The sequence below is a fragment of the Pseudomonas sp. B21-054 genome, from assembly GCF_026016345.1.
Classification (GTDB): Bacteria; Pseudomonadota; Gammaproteobacteria; order Pseudomonadales; family Pseudomonadaceae; genus Aquipseudomonas.
This window is the reverse complement of sequence record NZ_CP087204.1, coordinates 4,831,660-4,849,744: the sequence shown is the minus strand read 5'-3', so window position 1 is coordinate 4,849,744 and position 18,085 is coordinate 4,831,660. Positions and strand designations below refer to the sequence as shown.

Here is an 18,085-nt window from a genome sequence, read left to right as displayed (position 1 = left end):
CCTCAATTAACCTGACATACCGAGTTGCCAGATTTTGGGGCCGCTTCGCAGCCCAGCGGGGATAAATCCCCTCGCCACAGTGTGTTCACCCGAAAGTGCTGGCGACCTCGCTCACGGCTGCCAATGATTCTTCTCCCCACTCAATTTGCGATCCAGAAAACTCGCCGCGCTGATCAACGCCAAGTGGGTCAGGGCCTGCGGGGTATTGCCCAAGTGATACCCATGGCTGTCGAACTCTTCGGCGTACAGCCCCAGCGGGTTGGCGTAGCGCAGCAGCTGTTCGAATTCCAACTGGGCTTTTTCCACGCGACCGGCGCGGGCCAGGCATTCGACGTACCAGAACGAGCAGGCGGCGAATGAGCCTTCGATGCCGCTGAGACCATCAATGGGGCTGTCGTCGTTGCGGTAGCGGTACACCATGCCGTCGCGCACCAGGCTTTTTTCAATGGCGTCCAGGGTCGATAGCCAGCGCGGGTCGCGGGCACTGACGAAACGCACCAAGGGCATTAACAACATTGAACCGTCCAGGGCGGTGCTGCCCTGGCGCTGGATGAAATGTTGGTGTTCCTCGTTCCAGAAATTCGTCCAGATGTCCTGGTAAATGGCCTGGCGAGTCTCGTCCCAACGGGCGAATGGAGCAGGCAGGGAGCGTTTTTCGGCCAGGCGGATGGCGCGGTCAACGGCAACCCAGCACATCAACCGCGAATGCAGAAAATGCTGCTTGTCGCCGCGCATTTCCCAGATGCCCACGTCCTTGTCCTGCCAGACCTCGCACACCTGGTCGACCACGTCGACGGTATGTTTCCAGCCTTGATGGGAGATGGCTTCGCCGTATTTGTTGACCAGGTACACCGCGTCCATCAGCTCGCCAAAGATATCCAGCTGCACCTGTTGGTAGGCGAGGTTGCCGATGCGCACCGGCTGCGCGCCACCGAAACCACTCAGGTGGGGCAGCTCGGTTTCCGGCAACTCCAGCCGGCCGTCCAGGCCGTACAGGATGTTGAGCTTGGTCGGCTGGTCACAGCAGTCACTGACTCGATTGCGCAAGAAGCGCATGTAGGCGTTGGCTTCTTCGACGAAGCCCAGGCGCATGAATGCATAGACGGTGAACGAAGCGTCGCGGATCCAGGTGTAGCGGTAATCCCAGTTGCGCTCGCCGCCCCGGGTTTCCGGCAGGCCGAAGGTGGCGGCAGCGAGGATGGCGCCGTGTTTGCGCGAGGTCAGCAGCTTCAGCGCCAGGGCCGAGCGGTTGACTACTTCCCGCCAGCGCCCGCGATAGTTCGATTGGCCGATCCAGCCGCGCCAGAACGCGAGGGTGCGTTCCAGGCAGATCGCGCTGACGTCATCCTGGAGTCGCGGATCGTCGATGCCGCCCAATAGGAACTCGGCGGTCTGGCCCTGTTCCAGGGTGAACTCGGCCACCGCCGCGTTGCCGTCCAGCGTCATGGTCTGGTCGGAACACAGGCGTAGGCTCGGTTGCCTCGGTGCGTCGAAGCAGATGTGGGCACCGTCCTGGCGCGCCGTGGTGGCGGCCCGGGCGTAGTCGTGGCGCACCGCGCAGCGCATGCGAAACGTCGCGCTGCCAATGGTCATGCGCACCCGGCGCATCAACACCGGCAAATCATCCTCGCTGTCGCCTATGGGCAGCAGGTCGGTGACTTCCACCACGGCGCCGTCGCTCAGCCAGCGGGTTTGCAGCACGTTGGTGTCGGGCAGGTAGATTTGTTGGCGACGGGCATCGAGCAGGTCGGGCGCGAGTTGGAAAATGCCCGCTTCGGGGGTGTCCAGCAGCGAGCAAAAGATCGACGGGCTGTCGAATTCCGGCCAGCAGAAAAAGTCGACGCTGCCGCGGTCATTGACCAGCGCGGCGGTGCGCATGTCGCCGATGATGCCGTGGTTCTCGATGGGGCTCTGTGGTTCGTCATGATCAGCCATTGCCGCGAAACCCCGGATAAAGGCTCATCCCGCCATCGATGAACAACGTGGTGCCTACCACGTAGTCGGACAAGTCCGACGCCAGCCAGACCACCGCGTTGGCGACGTCTTCCACGTTGCCCACACGACCATAAGGAATCAGCTCCAGCAGTTTCTGCTCCTGTGCGCCTTCGGTGGCGTCGCGGTTGATGGCCGTGCGGATGGCGCCGGGGGCGATGCTGTTGATGCGGATGCGCTGATGGCTGGTTTCCTGGGCCAGGCTCTGCATCAGTAGATCGACACCGCCCTTGGACGCGGCGTAGTTGACGTGACCGGCCCAGGGAATGCGTTGGTGCACCGAACTCATGTGAATGATCTTGCCAGCGGCCCGGGACACGCCCCGGCGAATGCCCTGGCGGGTGAAGATCCGCAGGGCGGCGCGGGCGCAGAGGAACTGTCCAGTGAGGTTGGTACCGATCACGGTGTTCCAGTCTTCCAGGCTCATGTCGACGGCCGCAGCGTCTTTTTGCAGACCGGAATTGGCCACCAGGATGTCCAGCGTGCCAAAGGCTTCGAGGGTCTGGGCGAACAGCCGCTCGACGTCCGGCTCTTTCGACACATCGGCCCCGACGGCGATGGCGCGGCCGCCGTTTTCATTGATTTCACGGGCCAGGTCTTGCGCCGGGCCGGCGCTGGAATGGTAGTTGAGCACCACGGCGGCACCAGCGTTCGCCAACGCCCTGGCCGAACCTGCGCCAATGCCCGAGCTGGCGCCGGTGACCAGGGCGACTTGTTGCGCGAGGGATATCTGCATGGGTCTAGCACCTTGAACTGAGGGCCTTACCTGCTGACTGGCGTGAGGCGGGCAGAGTTCATTTGGGTGAAGTGATCTTCACGATGGAGCGACACGCACATACCGAACACAAAACCTGTGGCAAGGTGATTTATCTGTGGAAAGGAGATTTATCTGTGGCGAGGGGATTTATCCCCGCTGGGCTGCGGAGCAGACCCAAAGGCTGCCAACTCGCTGTGTCAGGTTAATGGCGTTGTCTTCTGGAGGGGCTGCTGCGCAGCCCAGCGGGGATAAATCCCCTCGCCACAAGGGCGGTGTTCGAACTCCGGCGGCTACCAACCCCGCCCCGAGTTCACCCAGAAATTCACCGACAACGACGTGGACACCGACTCCACCTGATGGAACCAACCTTCGGGCAGGAACAACAGATCCCCGGCCTCCAGCGTCACCCGCAGGAAGGTCACGTCCCGGGCGTGGGGGAAGCGCTGGTAGTCCGGCGCGTCGGGGTTGAAGTCACAACCGTCCAGCCCGCCTTGGGGCGCTGTGGACCACGTACCCAGCGCTTCGCGGTGATGGGGTGCGGCGAGGGTGAAGATCTTCTGCCCCCAGACCTGGGCAAACAGGTTGTCGGTGTCATCGCGGTGCAGCGGCGTCAGGGTGCCCTTGGGGCCGATCCAGATGCGCGGTGGGATGAACAGCGACGGGTCGAAATAGGGCGGGTATTGGATCTGCTCCATCAATTGCGCCGGCAGGATGTTGTTGCCCATGTAGGCCGGTGGTTCGCCGTCGGCGCCCTTGACCGCCGGGCTGTCCAGGGAGGCGATGAAGTCGGCCATGGACGTGGAGCGGAAATCCCGTTCGGTAGAGAAGGTTTTCTTCACGTAGTCGCCATGGCGGGTAATGCCTTGCAGCTCGGCAAAGTGCACCAGGGACTCCTCGCGGCTGAGCTTGAACAACGGCCAGTCCTGCAAGGCATCGCTGATGACCACCGGAATGCCATGGGGCAGGTAGCGTGCTTGAAACTCCTGCACCGATAGCTCGCTACGCGGTCGTCGTTCCACACTGTATTGGGTGGGCAGGCTGGCGGTGAGTTTTTCGCTGAAACGCGCCGGGGTGGGGTAGCGCTTGTTCATGTCGACCTTTTCCACCACGCCACCGCCATGACGGGCATGGTCGATGATCTGCGGCAGCAACGTCGCCAGGCCCATGTTGCCGCCGATCTTCAGCCGACCGCTGGCAAACAGTTCTTCGACATTGGCCATGCCGGCCATGATCCCGAGAAAATCCTTTTCCGCCACCTCGATGGTGACGTCGGGGCTGGTGTGCCGACCGGCCTGGGTGCGGCTGCTGGCCTTGACCTCGGACCAATACGCCTGATGCGGGCCGAACACGAATTGGAAGACACCTTCGATACCGACGGCGCCGGCATTGGCGAACAGTTTGCCCAGGATGGTTTGCAGGTCCACGGCGGTCACTCTTGTGGGTTTTGGTCTTAGCAGGTAACGAGGGCCTTCATCAGAAATTTAGCCCTCGCTGCTGACCATCGCCTTAGCGCGTCGCAACCATGAACACCCGGGGAAACGGCAGCAATACCGTGCCATCGTCCAACGCGGGATAAGCCTGTTCGATCGCCTGGAGATAACGCTCCAGATACTGCTCGCGCTGCGCCTGATCCAGCCGCTCGAGAAACGGCCGCAAAGCGCTGCCCTTGAACCACTCCACCACGCCCTCGGCACCGCCGGCCAGTGGATGGTGATAGGTGGTGCGCCACACGTCGACGCGGGTGCAGTGGGACTTGAGGATCGCGTAATAAGTGCTGGTGTCCTCGACTTTCGTACGCATATCAGCCACCCCGGCCAGTGGGGTGGCCCAGGGGCCGTTGGCGGCGATTTCCCGCATTAATTGGTGGGATGGTTGGTGGAGGTTGTCGGGCATCTGGACCGCCAGGCTGCCACCCTCGGCGAGTTTGTCCACCAGCGAAGGCAACAGGGTGGCGTGGTCGGGCAGCCATTGCAGCACGGCGTTGGCGAAAATCACGTCGAACGGCCCGGGTTCGTTCCATCGGCCGATGTCCGCCGTGTCGAACGTGACGGCCGGCAAGCGCTGGCGCGCGGCTTCGATCATGTCGGCGGAACTGTCCAGGCCGCGCACCGTGGCGCCGGGGAAGTGTTCCACCAGCAGCTCGGTGGAGTTCCCGGGGCCGCAACCCAGGTCGATCACTGAGCGCGCTTCCACGGAGGGAATGGCGGCCAGCAGGTCCCGGGCCGGACGGGTGCGTTCCTGTTCGAAGGTGACGTATTGCTTGGCGGACCAGCTCATGGCGTGCTCCTTTGTGGTGGAGTGGTCGAGGTGCCGCCAGTATAAGGGGGCGCATGGAAGATGTAGCGAACGTAACGTTTTTGACTAATTCTGTGTGCTGTTCCTTCGTTATTTTCCATACACGACCGATCGGAGAAAACCGCAGTGACTCAACTGACCCTGCTGTGCTTGCCTTATTCTGGCGCCAGCGCGATGGTTTACAGCCGTTGGCGGCGCACATTGCCGCAGTGGCTGCACGTGCAGCCGGTGGAGCTGCCGGGACGCGGAGCACGTTTCGACGAACCGCTGCACACCGACATGGGCCCGTTGGCGATGCAGTTGGCGCGAGAGCTGTTGCCCTCGATCAAGGCCCCTTACGCGCTGTTCGGTCACAGCCTGGGTGCGCTGCTGGCCTGTGAAATCGCCTACGCCTTGCGCGAACTCGGCTGCCCGGAGCCGGTGGCGCTGTTTGCCTCGGGCACTGCGGCGCCGACCATGCGGGCCGATTACGACCGTGGTTTCGCCGAGCCGAAAACCGACGTCGAACTGATCGACCAACTGCGCACCCTCAACGGTACCAGTGAGGAAATATTGGCCAACGAAGAGCTGATGGCCCTGACCTTGCCGATCCTGCGGGCGGACTTCCTGCTGTGCGGACGTTTCCAGCCCCGGGTGCGACCACGGCTCAACTGCCCGGTGCATGTGCTTGGCGGCACCACCGACAAGGCCACCACCGAGCAACTGATTGGCTGGCGCCAGGAAACCACAGGCAGTTTTTCGGTGGACATGCTGTCCGGTGGGCACTTCTTCATTCACCTGCACGAGGCCAGGGTGCTGCGACTGATCAAGGATCAGTTGAGCGTGCATCATCGGCGGCATGGGTTGGCGACTGTGGCGAGGGGATTTATCCCCGTTGGGCTGCGCAGCAGCCCCGAAAATGGTCAACCCAGTTTGTCAGATTGATTGAGATTGTTCTCCTGAGGGGGCTGCTGCGCAGCCCAGCGGGGCGGTGCGACGTTTCGCTAAATCCCCTCGCCACACTGTGGGCGGTCTGTTGCATGTCGGGATGCTCTTCCTGATACCTGTTCTCAAACGCTAATTTTTCCGGTCTGCATTCGTTTTATAGGGACGACTTGCCTTTGTGCCTTGTGCCCACTGATTCCGGATACCCCAGAAATGAATGCTGAAGACGCCTTGAAACTTGCTCGCCGGTTTATCGGGTTGCCCCTGGACAAGCGCCGGATGTTCCTCGCGGCGTTGGCCAAGGAGGGCGTGGAGTTCAGCGGTTTCCCCATTCCCCAGGGCGTCGAGGCCGAGGATCGCCAGGCCTTGTCCTATGCCCAGCAGCGCATGTGGTTCCTCTGGCAGCTGGAGCCGGACAGCGGCGCCTACAACCTGCCGGGGGCGGTGCGGCTCAGCGGAGTGTTGAGCCTGCCGGCCCTGGAACAGGCCTTCGCCAGCCTGGTGGCGCGGCATGAAACCCTGCGCACAGTGTTCCAGCGCCAGGCCGACGACCGTCTCCTGCAGGTGCCGGCCAGCGCGCCGCTGGTGATCGACCACGCGGACTTCAGTGCCATGCCGGCGGACGAGCGCGAGCAGGCGGTTCGCCTGGCTGCCGAGGCCCAGTCGATGCGGCCCTTCGACCTGGCCTGCGGCCCGTTGCTGCGGGTCGAATTGCTCAAGCTCGATGAGCAGGAACATGTGCTGCTGCTGACCCTGCACCACATCGTTTCCGATGGCTGGTCCATGAACGTGTTGATCGATGAGTTCATCCGTTTCTACGACGCCCATGAGGCGGGCGTTGCACCGCAGTTGGCCGACTTGCCGATCCAGTACAGCGACTACGCCCTGTGGCAACGTCGTTGGCTGGAGGCCGGCGAGCTGCAGCGGCAACTCGATTACTGGCAAGCGCAACTGGGCGACGAGCATCCGGTGTTGGAGCTGCCCCTCGATTACCCACGGCCGGTGCTGCCGAGCTATCGCGGTTGCTGTCTGGAGCACGTGGTGGAGGCCGAGCTGGTCGAGCAACTGCGCGGCGTTGCCCGGCAGCAGGGGGTCACTTTGTTCATGCTGTTGCTGGGCACCTTCAATATCCTGCTACACCGTTACACCGGACAAGCCGACCTGCGGGTCGGCGTCCCGGTCGCCAACCGCAACCGCCAGGAAATCGAAGGGTTGATCGGTTTTTTCGTCAACACCCAAGTGTTGCGGGTGCAAGTGGATGGCCAGGCCCGCCTTGGCGACCTGTTGCGTGACATCAAGGAAACCGCCCTCGGCGCCCAGGCCCACCAGGACCTGCCCTTCGAACGGCTGGTCGAGGCGCTGAAGCTTGAGCGCAGCCTGAGCTACAACCCATTGTTCCAGGTGATGTACAACCACCAGCCGGAAGTGGCCGACGTCACCACGCTGAAAGTCGGCAGTGGTCTGGAGCTGGGTGTCATCGAATGGGAATCGCGCAGCACCCAGTTCGACTTGAGCCTGGACACCTACGAAAAGGGCGGCCAATTGCATGCCGCGTTCACCTACGCCAGCGACTTGTTCAACCCCGAAACCATCGAGCGCATGGCGCGGCACTGGACGCTGCTGTTGCGCAACATCGTCGCCGACCCACAGCAGCGGGTCGGCGAACTCGCGTTGCTGGCGCCGGCTGAATATCGGCAGTTGGTGACAGAGTGGGGGCGCCACGACACGACCTGGCCGAGCGAGCGCCCGGTACACGAACTGTTCGAGGCGCAAGCTGAACGCAGCCCGGACGCCATCGCCTTGATCTGCGATGGACAACGATTGACCTATGGCCAGCTCAACGCCCGGTCCAACCGCCTGGCGCGCACGTTGGTGGCGGCGGGTGTCGGTCCTGACGTGCTGGTGGGCATAGCTGTCGACCGCAGCCTGGAACTGGTGGTCGCCATCCTTGCCGTGCTCAAGGCCGGCGGTGCGTACGTGCCGCTGGACCCTCAGTACCCGGTCGATCGCCTGCGATTCATGATTCAAGACAGCGCCAGTCGCCTGCTCCTGACCCAAAGCCACTGGCTTGAACGCCTGCCTGTGCCCGATGGCGTGCGTTGCTTGTGCCTGGATCAGGGCCAGTCTTGGGAAGGCGCCGAGCCCGGCAATCTGCAACGCCAGGTGTGGGCCGACAGCCTGGCCTACGTCATGTTCACCTCCGGCTCGACCGGGCGCCCGAAAGGCGTCGGCATCAGTCATGGCGCGCTGAGCAAGCATGCGTTTGCCTCGCAGCACTATTACGGTTTGAGCAGTGCCGACTGCGTGCTGCAATTCGCCACGTTCAACTTCGATGCCTTTGGCGAGCAACTGTTCGGGCCGCTGACCTGCGGCGCCTCGGTGCTGCTGCGTGGCAACGAGGTGTGGGACAGCGAAACTCTGTACCGCCAGATCGTCGAGCAGGGCATCACGGTCATGGACCTGACCACCGCCTACTGGAACATGATCGCCAAGGAGTTCGCCGCTGTCGGCCCGCGTGACTACGCGGCGCTGCGCCAGGTGCACAGCGGTGGTGAAGCGATGCCGCCCGAAGGCGTGCAGGCCTGGCGCCGGGCCGGGCTCGAGCGGGTCAAGCTGCTCAACACCTACGGCCCGACCGAAGCCACGGTCACCGCCACCACCCTTGATTGCAGTGACTACGTCTTCAATCGCCGGCCGCTGCCGTTGACCTTGCCCATTGGCCAACCGCTTCCAGGCCGGCACACCTATCTGCTCGATGGGCACCTCGAACCCACACCGGTGGGCGTGGTTGGCGAGTTGCTGATTGGCGGCGAGCTGCTGGCGCGCGGTTACTTCCAGCGTCCGGGTCTGACCGCCGAACGTTTCATTCCCGATCCGTTCTCCACCACCGGCGCGCGCCTGTATCGCACCGGCGACCTGACACGTTTCAACACCTTGAGCCAGATCGAATACGTCGGTCGCGTTGACCATCAAGTGAAGATCCGTGGTTTGCGCATCGAGCTGGGCGAAGTCGAAGCGCGGCTGCTGGAACTGGACGCGGTAAACGCGGCCGTCGTGTTGGCGGTGCAGGGTGGCAGCAGCCTGCAACTGGTGGGCTACGTGGTGCCCCAGGATGCATCGCTGGTGTCGGCCTCGGCCGAGGCGCAGGGCGCGGCACGGGAAACCCTGAAGGCGCAACTCAAGGAACACCTGCCGGATTACATGGTGCCGACCCAGGTGCTGTTCCTGGCGCAATTGCCGCTGAGCCCCAACGGTAAGCTCGACCGCAAAGCCTTGCCTTCAGCCGATGCCAGCCAACTGCAGCAAGCCTTCATCGCGCCCCGCAGTGAGCTGGAACGAGGCATCGCGGCCATCTGGCAAGACGTACTCAAGCTTGAGCAGGTCGGCCTGACCGACAACTTTTTCGAGCTGGGCGGCGACTCGATCATCTCGATCCAGGTGGTCAGCCGCTCGCGGCAGGCCGGGATCTATTTCACCCCCCGTGACCTGTTCCAGCATCAAACCGTGCAAGGCCTGGCGAGCGTCGCGCAGCAGGGCGGCAGTGGCTTGCAGATCGATCAAGGACCGGTCAGCGGCGAGCTGCCATTGCTGCCCATCCAGCAGGTGTTTTTCGAGGACGCCATTGTCCAGCGTCACCACTGGAACCAGGCCGTCCTGTTGCGCAGCCATCTACCGTTGCAGGCACCGGCGTTGCTCCAGGCGCTCAACGCACTGCTGGCGCATCACGATGCCTTGCGTTCGCGCTTTACCGAAACCCCGACGGGCTGGCGCGCCAACGTGGCGCCGGTGGCGATCGACCCCGAGCTGCTGTGGACCGCGGACAACCTGAGCGCCGCTGAGCTGCAAGACCTCTGTGCCAAGGCCCAGCGCAGCCTCGACCTGCTAAATGGCCCGCTGCTGCGTGCCGTGCTGGCGAACATGGCCGATGGCAGCCAGCGTCTGTTGCTGGCCGTGCACCACCTGGCCGTGGACGGCGTGTCGTGGCGCATCCTGCTGGAAGATCTGCAACGGGCTTATCAACAGGCCAGCGCCGGAGCCGCCCTCCAGTTGCCGGTCAAGACCAGCGCCTACAGGGCCTGGGGCGAACATCTGCAGGCCTACGCCAGCACTGAAACGCTGCGCGCCGAATTGACCTTCTGGCAGCAGCAACTGCAAGGCGCCGTGCTGGATCTGCCCTGGGATAACCCCCAAGGCAGCCGGCAAAGCCGATACGCAAAAGTGCTGCACAGCCGACTCGACAAAACCCTCACCCAGCAACTGCTGCAACAGGCGCCCGCGGCGTATCGCACCCAGGTCAATGACCTGCTGCTGACCGCCCTGGCGCGAGTGATCTGCCGCTGGACCGGGCGTGCCGACACACTGATTCAACTGGAAGGCCATGGCCGCGAAGAGCTGTTCAGCGACGTCGATCTGACCCGCACGGTCGGCTGGTTCACCAGCCTGTTCCCGGTGCGCCTGACTCCGGCCGACAGCGTGGGCGCCGCGATCAAGCAGATCAAGGAACAGCTGCGGGCGATCCCGAACAAGGGCATAGGTTTTGGTGTGCTGCGCTACCTGGGCGACGACGCGGCACAAGCCTGTCTCAAGGCCTTGCCATTGCCGTGCATCACCTTCAATTACCTCGGCCAGTTCGACGGCAGTTTCGATGCCAGCGAGGGCGCACTGTTCAGCCCGGCGGGCGAAAGCGCGGGGCGTGAGCAGAGCCTCGATGCGCCGCTGGACAACGGGCTGGGCGTCGAGGGTCAGGTCTACGACGGCGAGCTCGACTTGCGTTGGACGTTCAGCACTGAGCAATTCAACGAGGCGACCATCGCCCGTCTGGCCGATGACTATGCCCGCGAACTGGAAGCGCTGATCGACCATTGTTGCCTGGCCGATGCCATGGGCGTCACGCCGTCGGATTTCCCACTGGCGCGTATCACCCAGGCGCAGTTGGACGCGATCCCAGTGCCCGCTGCCGCTATCGAGGACATTTATCCGCTGTCGCCGATGCAGCAAGGCATGTTGTTCCACACCTTGTACGAGCAGGGCACCGGCACCTACATCAACCAACTGTGCGTGGATGTCGATGGCCTCGACCCCGAGCGTTTCCGCGCCGCGTGGCAGGCGACCCTGGACGCCCACGAGATCCTGCGCAGCGGCTTCATCTGGCAAGGCGAGTTGCAGGAGCAGTTACAGATCATCCATCGCCGCCTGGCGCTGCCTTACACCTTGCTCGATTGGCGCGAGCGCCATGATGTCGCCCAGGCCCTCAAGGATTTCACCGCCACTGACCTGGCTAAGGGCTTCGACCTGACTCAGGCCGGACTGCTGCGGGTCACGCTGATTCAATTGAGCGATGAGCGTCACCACCTGATTTTCACCAACCATCACATCCTGATGGACGGCTGGAGCAGCGCGCAGATGCTTGGCGAAGTGCTGCAACGCTACGCCGGTCAACAACCGCCGCGTCCGGTCAGCCGCTACGCCGATTACATCCAATGGTTGCAGCGCCAGGACACAGCCCTCAGCGAAACGTTCTGGCTGGGGCAACTGGCCGATCTCCAGGAGCCGACGCTGCTGGCGAACGCCGCCGCGGCGAGTGCTGAAGTGCGCAGCGAAAGCGCTCACGCGCTCAGGCATTACACGCTGGATGCGCCGCGCACGGGCCGTCTCAATGCATTCGCCCGCCAGCAGAAAGTCACCGTCAACACCCTGGTGCAAGCGGCGTGGTTGCTGCTGTTGCAGCGTTACACCGGCAGTGATTGCGTGGCGTTCGGCACCACCGTGGCCGGGCGGCCGGCAGAGCTGGTTGGCATCGAACAACAGGTCGGCCTGTTCATCAACACCTTGCCGGTGATCGCAGGTTCGCGTCCGGACCAGACGGTCGCCGCCTGGCTGGCCGCTGTGCAGGCCCGGAACCTGAGCCTGCGCGAATTCGAGCACACGCCGCTGGCGAGCATCCAGCGCTGGGCCGGGCAGGGCGGGGGAGCGCTGTTCGACAGCCTGCTGGTGTTCGAGAACTTCCCGATCTCCGCGGCGCTGCAACGTGGCACCGCCCAAGGCGTGGTGTTCGGCGAAGTCGCCAACCAGGATCAGACGCACTATCCACTGACCCTGGGCGTGACCTTGGGCGAGACGCTGGCGCTGCACATGAGTTTTGACCGGGCGCATTTCAGCGTCGCGACCATCGAGCGCTTGAGTGCGCAATTGCTGCACTTGCTGGAACGGTTTGCCGAATCCGCCGAGCGTCGCCTCGGCGAGATCGCCCTGGCCAACGATGAGGAACACCAGGCGCAACAGGCTGCCAACTACCCGCAACCGTACCCGACCGACATCGCCGTGCATCAACGCATCGCCCATCTGGCGGCGCTGAAACCGCACAGCACGGCGGTGATTTTCGATGGCCAGCGCTTCAGCTATGGCGAGATCGACCGCCGGGCCAACCAATTGGCCCATGCCCTGATCGCTCGTGGCGTGGGCCCGGAAACCCGCGTCGGCGTGGCCCTGCCGCGCAGCGAAGGGGTGATCGTCGCGCTGCTGGCGGTGCTCAAGGCCGGCGCTGCCTACGTGCCGCTGGACACCAGCTACCCTCGTGAACGCCTGGCGTACCTGATCGAGGATTCGGGGCTGGCGCTGTTGCTCACCGATTCCCGGGTGTCGGCACAGCTGCCCCTGGAACGTGCCGCACAGGTGCTGGAACTCGATCGCCTGGACCTGAGCTTGCAACCCATCCATGCACCTTCCATCGAGGTCGATCCACAGAACCTGGCGTACGTGATCTACACCTCCGGTTCCACCGGCAACCCCAAGGGCGTGAGCGTCGCCCATGGGCCGCTGGCGATGCACTGCCAGGCCATCGGCGAGCGCTATGAAATGCAGGGCAGCGATTGCGAATTCCATTTCATGTCCTTCGCCTTCGACGGTGCCCACGAACGCTGGCTCACCAGCCTGACCCACGGCGCGTCGTTGCTGATTCGCGACGACAGCCTGTGGACCCCGGAGCAAACCTACAACGCGATGCGCGAGCACGGCGTGACCGTGGTGGCGTTCCCACCGGTGTACCTGCAACAACTGGCCGAACACGCCGAGCGCGAAGGTAACCCGCCCAAGGTGCGCATCTATTGCTTCGGCGGCGATGCGGTGCCCAACGCCAGTTTCGAACGGGTCAAGCGCGCCCTCGATCCGGACTTCATCATCAATGGCTACGGCCCGACCGAAACCGTGGTCACGCCGCTGATCTGGAAAGCCGGCCGTGACGTGACGTGCGGCGCCGCGTATGCGCCCATCGGCAGTCGTATCGGCGACCGCAGTGCCTACGTGTTGGATGCTGACTTGAACCTGCTGCCCCAAGGCATGGCCGGTGAGTTGTACCTGGGCGGCAGCGGCCTGGCCCGGGGCTACCTGAACCGCCCGGGGCTGACGGCCGAGCGCTTTGTCGCTGATCCATTCAGTGCTGAAGGCGGCTTGCTGTACCGCACCGGCGACCTGGTGCGCCAACGCACCGACGGCGCCTTCGATTACCTGGACCGTATCGACAACCAAGTGAAGATCCGCGGTTTCCGCATCGAGCTGGGTGAAGTCGAAGCCAGCCTGCAAGCCCTGGACGGCGTGCGTGAAACGGTCGTGGTGGCCCAGGAAGGCCCGGCTGGCAGTGGCAAGCGTCTGGTGGCCTATGTTGTGGCTGACGAGCCCGCAGCCCAGCGTGAGGCGTTCGCCGAGCACCTGCGCGAGCAGCTCAAGGCGACCCTGCCGGCGCACATGGTCCCGGTCTATCTGCTGCTGCTTGAACGCCTGCCGCTGACCCCCAACGGCAAGCTCGACCGCAAGAACCTGCCCAAGCCTGACGTCAGCCAATTGCAGCAAACCTACATGGCGCCGCGCAGCCCGCTGGAGCAGCAATTGGCGGCCATCTGGCAGGACGTACTCAAGCTTGAGCAAGTCGGCCTGCAGGACAACTTCTTCGAACTGGGCGGCGATTCCATCGTCTCGATCCAGGTGGTCAGTCGCGCCCGGCTGGCCGGTATTCACTTCACGCCGAAGGATCTGTTCCAGCACCAGACCATCGAGGCCCTGGCCGCCGTAGTCCAGACGGGCACGCCGCGGCAGTCGATCGACCAGCAACCCGTGACCGGCGAAACCGCACTGCTGCCGATTCATCAATGGTTCTTCGCCCAGCCGATTCCCGACCGCCATCACTGGAACCAGTCAGTGATGCTCAAGCCGGCGCAGGCACTGGATGCGCAGGCGTTGGAGCAAGCCTTGGGCGCGCTGATCGAGCACCACGACAGCTTGCGCCTGGACTTTATCGAGCAGGGCGAAGGCTGGACCGTGCGTTACCGTGACGTCGAGACGCAGGCCGCTGGCACGCTGCTCTGGCACGCCGACGTCGCCGATCTCGCTGAGCTGGAGGTGCTGGGCGACCGGGCCCAGCGCAGCCTGCAACTGGATGGCGGGCCGCTGCTGCGCGGGCTGCTGGCGAACCTCGCCGACGGCACGCAGCGGCTGTTGCTGATCGTGCATCACCTGGTGGTGGATGGGGTGTCCTGGCGGATTCTGTTCGAAGACCTGCAAAGCGCTTATCGGCAGAGGCTCGCAGGCGCAGCGCTGCAACTGCCGGCCAAGACCAGCGCGGTCAAAGCCTGGACCGCCGCGTTGCAGGACTACACTGCCAGCGCACCCTTGCAGGCCGAGCTGGGCTTTTGGCAGCAACAGTTGCAAGGCGCCTCGGCGGGGTTGCCTTGGGATAATCCCCAGGGCGGGCAGCAACACTGCCAAGCCGTGACGATTCGCACGGCACTGGATAAAACCCTCACCCGGCAACTGTTGCAGCAGGCCCCGGCGGCCTACCGCACCCAGATCAACGACCTGCTGCTGACCGCGCTGGCGCGGGTGATGGTGCGCTGGACCGGCGACGACAGCGTGTGGGTACAACTCGAAGGCCACGGTCGCGAAGATCTGTTCGACCACGTCGACCTAAGCCGTACCGTCGGCTGGTTCACCAGCCTGTTCCCCGCAAAGCTGACCCCGGCTGCCGATCTCGGCACCTCGCTGAAGCAGATCAAGGAACAACTGCGCGCCATTCCCAACAAGGGCATTGGCTTCGGCGCCTTGGCGCACCTGGGCGATGACTTTGCGCGCCAGACCCTGCATGCCTTGCCGAAACCGCAACTGACCTTCAACTACCTCGGCCAGTTCGACGGCAGTTTCGATGGGGCCGACGAGGCCTTGTTCGTGCCGACCAGCGAGCGCGGCGGCGAAGAAGTGAACCTGCAAGGCCCGCTGGGCAGTCCGCTGGCTCTCGACGGCCAAGTGTTTGGTGGCGAGCTGGACTTGAGCTGGACCTTCAGCGGCGACCTGTTCAACGCCGCGACCATCCAGCGCCTGGCCGATGACTATGTGCAGGAGCTCACGGCGCTCATCGCCCATTGCTGCGACAGCACTAGCGGTGGCGTGACGCCGTCGGATTTCCCCCTGGCGCGGCTGACCCAGGCGCAACTGGACATACTGGTGCAACAGCCCCAGGCCATCGACGACATCTACCCGCTGTCACCGATGCAGCAGGGCATGCTGTTTCATTCCTTGCTCGGCCAGGGCAGTGGCGACTACATCAACCAGATGCGCCTCGACGTCGAGGGCCTCGACCCGCAACGTTTCCGCGCCGCCTGGCAAGCCGTGGTCGATGCCCATGACATCCTGCGCAGCGGCTTCTTCTGGCAGGGCGACCTGGCGCAGCCGGTGCAGATCGTGCAGCGTCAGGTCGAGGTGCCGTTCCGTGTGCTCGACTGGAGCGGGCGCACTGATATTGATGGCGCCCTGCAAACCCTCGCCGATGCAGAACGTGCCCAAGGCGTGGACCTGACCAGCGCGCCGCTGATGCGCCTGGTGCTGGTGCGCACCGGCACCGACCGTCATCACCTGATCTACACCAACCATCACATCCTGATGGACGGCTGGAGCAGCGCGCAGTTGCTCGGTGAAGTCTTGCAGCATTACCGGGGTGACAGCGTGGCCCGTCCGGCCGGGCGCTATCGCGACTACATTGCCTGGCTGCAACGCCAGGACGAGGCCACCAGCGAGGCGTTCTGGACGCCTGCGCTGCAACGCCTGGAGACGCCGACGCGGCTGGCCGACGTTATGGCGAAGCCGGCAGAGTCGCTGGCCGGTTATGGCGATCATGTCCAGGTGCTGGACGAAGCGCTGACCCGACGCCTGGAAGCCTTTGCCCGTGCCTCGAAAGTCACCGTCAACACCTTGGTGCAGGCGGCATGGCTGCTGCTGTTGCAGCGTTACACCGGTCGAGACACGGTGGCCTTCGGTGCGACGGTCGCCGGTCGCCCGGCGGATTTGCCCGGCATCGAGCAGCAGATCGGCCTGTTCATCAACACCTTGCCGGTGATCGCCAGCCCGCGGGCCGAGCAGTCCCTGGACAGTTGGTTGCAAGCGGTGCAAGGGCAGAACCTGGCGCTGCGGGAGTTCGAGCACACCGCGTTGCTGGACATCCAGCGCTGGGCCGGGCAGGGCGGTGAAACCCTGTTCGACAGCCTGCTGGTATTCGAGAACTACCCGATTGCCCAAGCCTTGGAGCAAGGCGCGCCGGACGGCCTGCGCTTCGGTCCGGTGGCCACCCAGGAGCAGACCAACTACCCGTTGACGCTGTTGGTGGGCCTTGATCGGCAGCTGTCAGTGCACATGAGCTACCAGCGGGCCAGTTTTGAGCCCGCCACCGTGGCGCGACTGGCGGCGCACCTGGCGCAACTGTTGGGGCAGATGACCACCCATGGCGAACGCTGCCTGGGTGAACTGTCGATGCTTGAGTTTGATGAGCATCAGCGCCTGACCCATGACTGGAACCCGGTGGACGCCCCGTTCGAGCAAGCGCTGTGCATTCACCAGCTGATCGCTCGTCAGGTCGAAGCCACGCCAGATGCCCTGGCGGTGACCTTCGCCAACACGCGCCTGAGCTACCGCGAATTGGACGGCCAGGCCAATCGCCTGGCCCATAGACTCATCGAACTGGGTGTGGGCCCGGAAGTGCGAGTGGGCGTGGCAATGCCGCGCTCCGAGCAGTTGCTGATCGCCTTGCTGGCGGTGCTCAAGGCCGGCGGTGCCTACGTCCCGCTGGACCCGGACTATCCGGCCGAACGCGTGGCCTACATGCTCGACGACAGCGGCGCGCGGGTGCTGCTGACCGAGCAAGCGGTGGCGGCGACGCTGACCGTTGCGGCCGAGACCGCTGTGTTGCGGCTGGATCAACTCGACCTGACGCACTACCCGCTGAGCGCACCCCACACCCAGGTCACGCCAGACAACCTCGCCTACGTGATCTACACCTCCGGCTCCACCGGTAAGCCCAAGGGCGTGGCGATTGCCCATCGCAACGTGCTGGCGCTGATCGACTGGTCGAAATCGGTCTACAGCCGCGACGATATCCAAGGCGTGCTCGCCTCCACTTCCGTGTGTTTCGACTTGTCGGTGTGGGAGCTGTTCGTGACCCTGGCCAATGGCGGCTCGCTGATCATTGCGCGTAACGCCCTGGAGCTGCCCCACCTGCCGGCCCGGGATCAGGTGCGCCTGATCAACACCGTGCCGTCGGCCATCGCCGCGTTGCAGCGCAGCGGTGAAATTCCGGCCAGCGTGCGCATCATCAACCTGGCGGGCGAGCCGTTGAAGCAGAGCCTGGTGGAAGCGCTGTACCAATGTGTGTACCAAGGTGGGAGCGAGCTTGCTCGCGACAGCGGTGGATCAATTACACATAAGCCAGCAGATGGATCGCCATCGCGAGCAAGCTCGCTCCCACAGTTGACCGAGTCGCCTTTGAAAGGGGGCATCGAACACGTCTACGACCTCTACGGCCCATCGGAAGACACCACCTATTCCACCTGGACCCGCCGCACCGTCGGCGGCACCGCGAACATCGGCCGGCCCCTCAAGCACACCGCCAGTTACCTGCTGGACAGTGACTTGCAAGCGGTGCCCCAAGGCGTCTCGGCCGAGCTGTACCTGAGCGGCGCGGGCATCACCCGTGGCTACCTCGGCCGCGCGGCGATGACCGCCGAGAAGTACGTGCCCAACCCGTTTTCCAGCAACGGCGAGCGCTTGTACCGCACCGGCGACCTGAGCCGTTATCGCGTCGAT

6 protein-coding genes (1 of these 6 cut by a window edge) are annotated in these 18,085 nt (G+C 64.0%); 2 read left to right on the top strand and 4 right to left on the bottom strand.

The annotated features are described in order from the left end of the window. Positions 1 to 111: 111 nt before the first annotated feature. The 4 genes from LOY70_RS20785 to tam all read right to left on the bottom strand — a co-directional run bounded on the left by LOY70_RS20785 (position 112) and on the right by tam (position 5,026). Positions 112 to 1,935 carry a glycoside hydrolase family 15 protein gene (locus tag LOY70_RS20785; protein ID WP_265029163.1) on the bottom strand — a complete coding sequence of 608 codons (1,824 nt, stop codon included), beginning with the start codon at positions 1,933 to 1,935 and terminating at the stop codon, positions 112 to 114. Beyond that, positions 1,928 to 2,728: an SDR family oxidoreductase gene (locus LOY70_RS20780; protein ID WP_265029162.1), complete on the bottom strand. Its 801-nt coding sequence runs from the start codon at positions 2,726 to 2,728 to the stop codon at positions 1,928 to 1,930. The genes LOY70_RS20785 and LOY70_RS20780 overlap by 8 nt, the downstream gene beginning before the upstream one ends. A gap of 311 nt (positions 2,729 to 3,039) precedes the next feature. After that, positions 3,040 to 4,173, bottom strand: coding sequence for a cupin-like domain-containing protein (locus LOY70_RS20775; protein ID WP_265029161.1), 1,134 nt, complete (start codon positions 4,171 to 4,173; stop codon positions 3,040 to 3,042). Positions 4,174 to 4,255: 82 nt separating this feature from the next. Then, the gene (tam, locus tag LOY70_RS20770; RefSeq protein WP_265029160.1) at positions 4,256 to 5,026 is read right to left on the bottom strand and encodes a trans-aconitate 2-methyltransferase; all 771 of its coding nucleotides are present in this window, start codon (positions 5,024 to 5,026) and stop codon (positions 4,256 to 4,258) included. 144 nt (positions 5,027 to 5,170) lie between these two features. On the opposite strand from tam, the gene LOY70_RS20765 reads away from it, so the two are divergent. Then, positions 5,171 to 5,968, top strand: coding sequence for a thioesterase II family protein (locus LOY70_RS20765; protein WP_265029159.1), 798 nt, complete (start codon positions 5,171 to 5,173; stop codon positions 5,966 to 5,968). A gap of 213 nt (positions 5,969 to 6,181) precedes the next feature. Further along, positions 6,182 to 18,085, top strand: the 5' portion of a protein-coding gene (locus tag LOY70_RS20760; RefSeq protein WP_265029158.1) for a non-ribosomal peptide synthetase. Its footprint extends 666 nt past the window's final position; only the first 11,904 of its 12,570 coding nucleotides appear in the window; its start codon is at positions 6,182 to 6,184; its stop codon lies beyond the right edge, outside the window.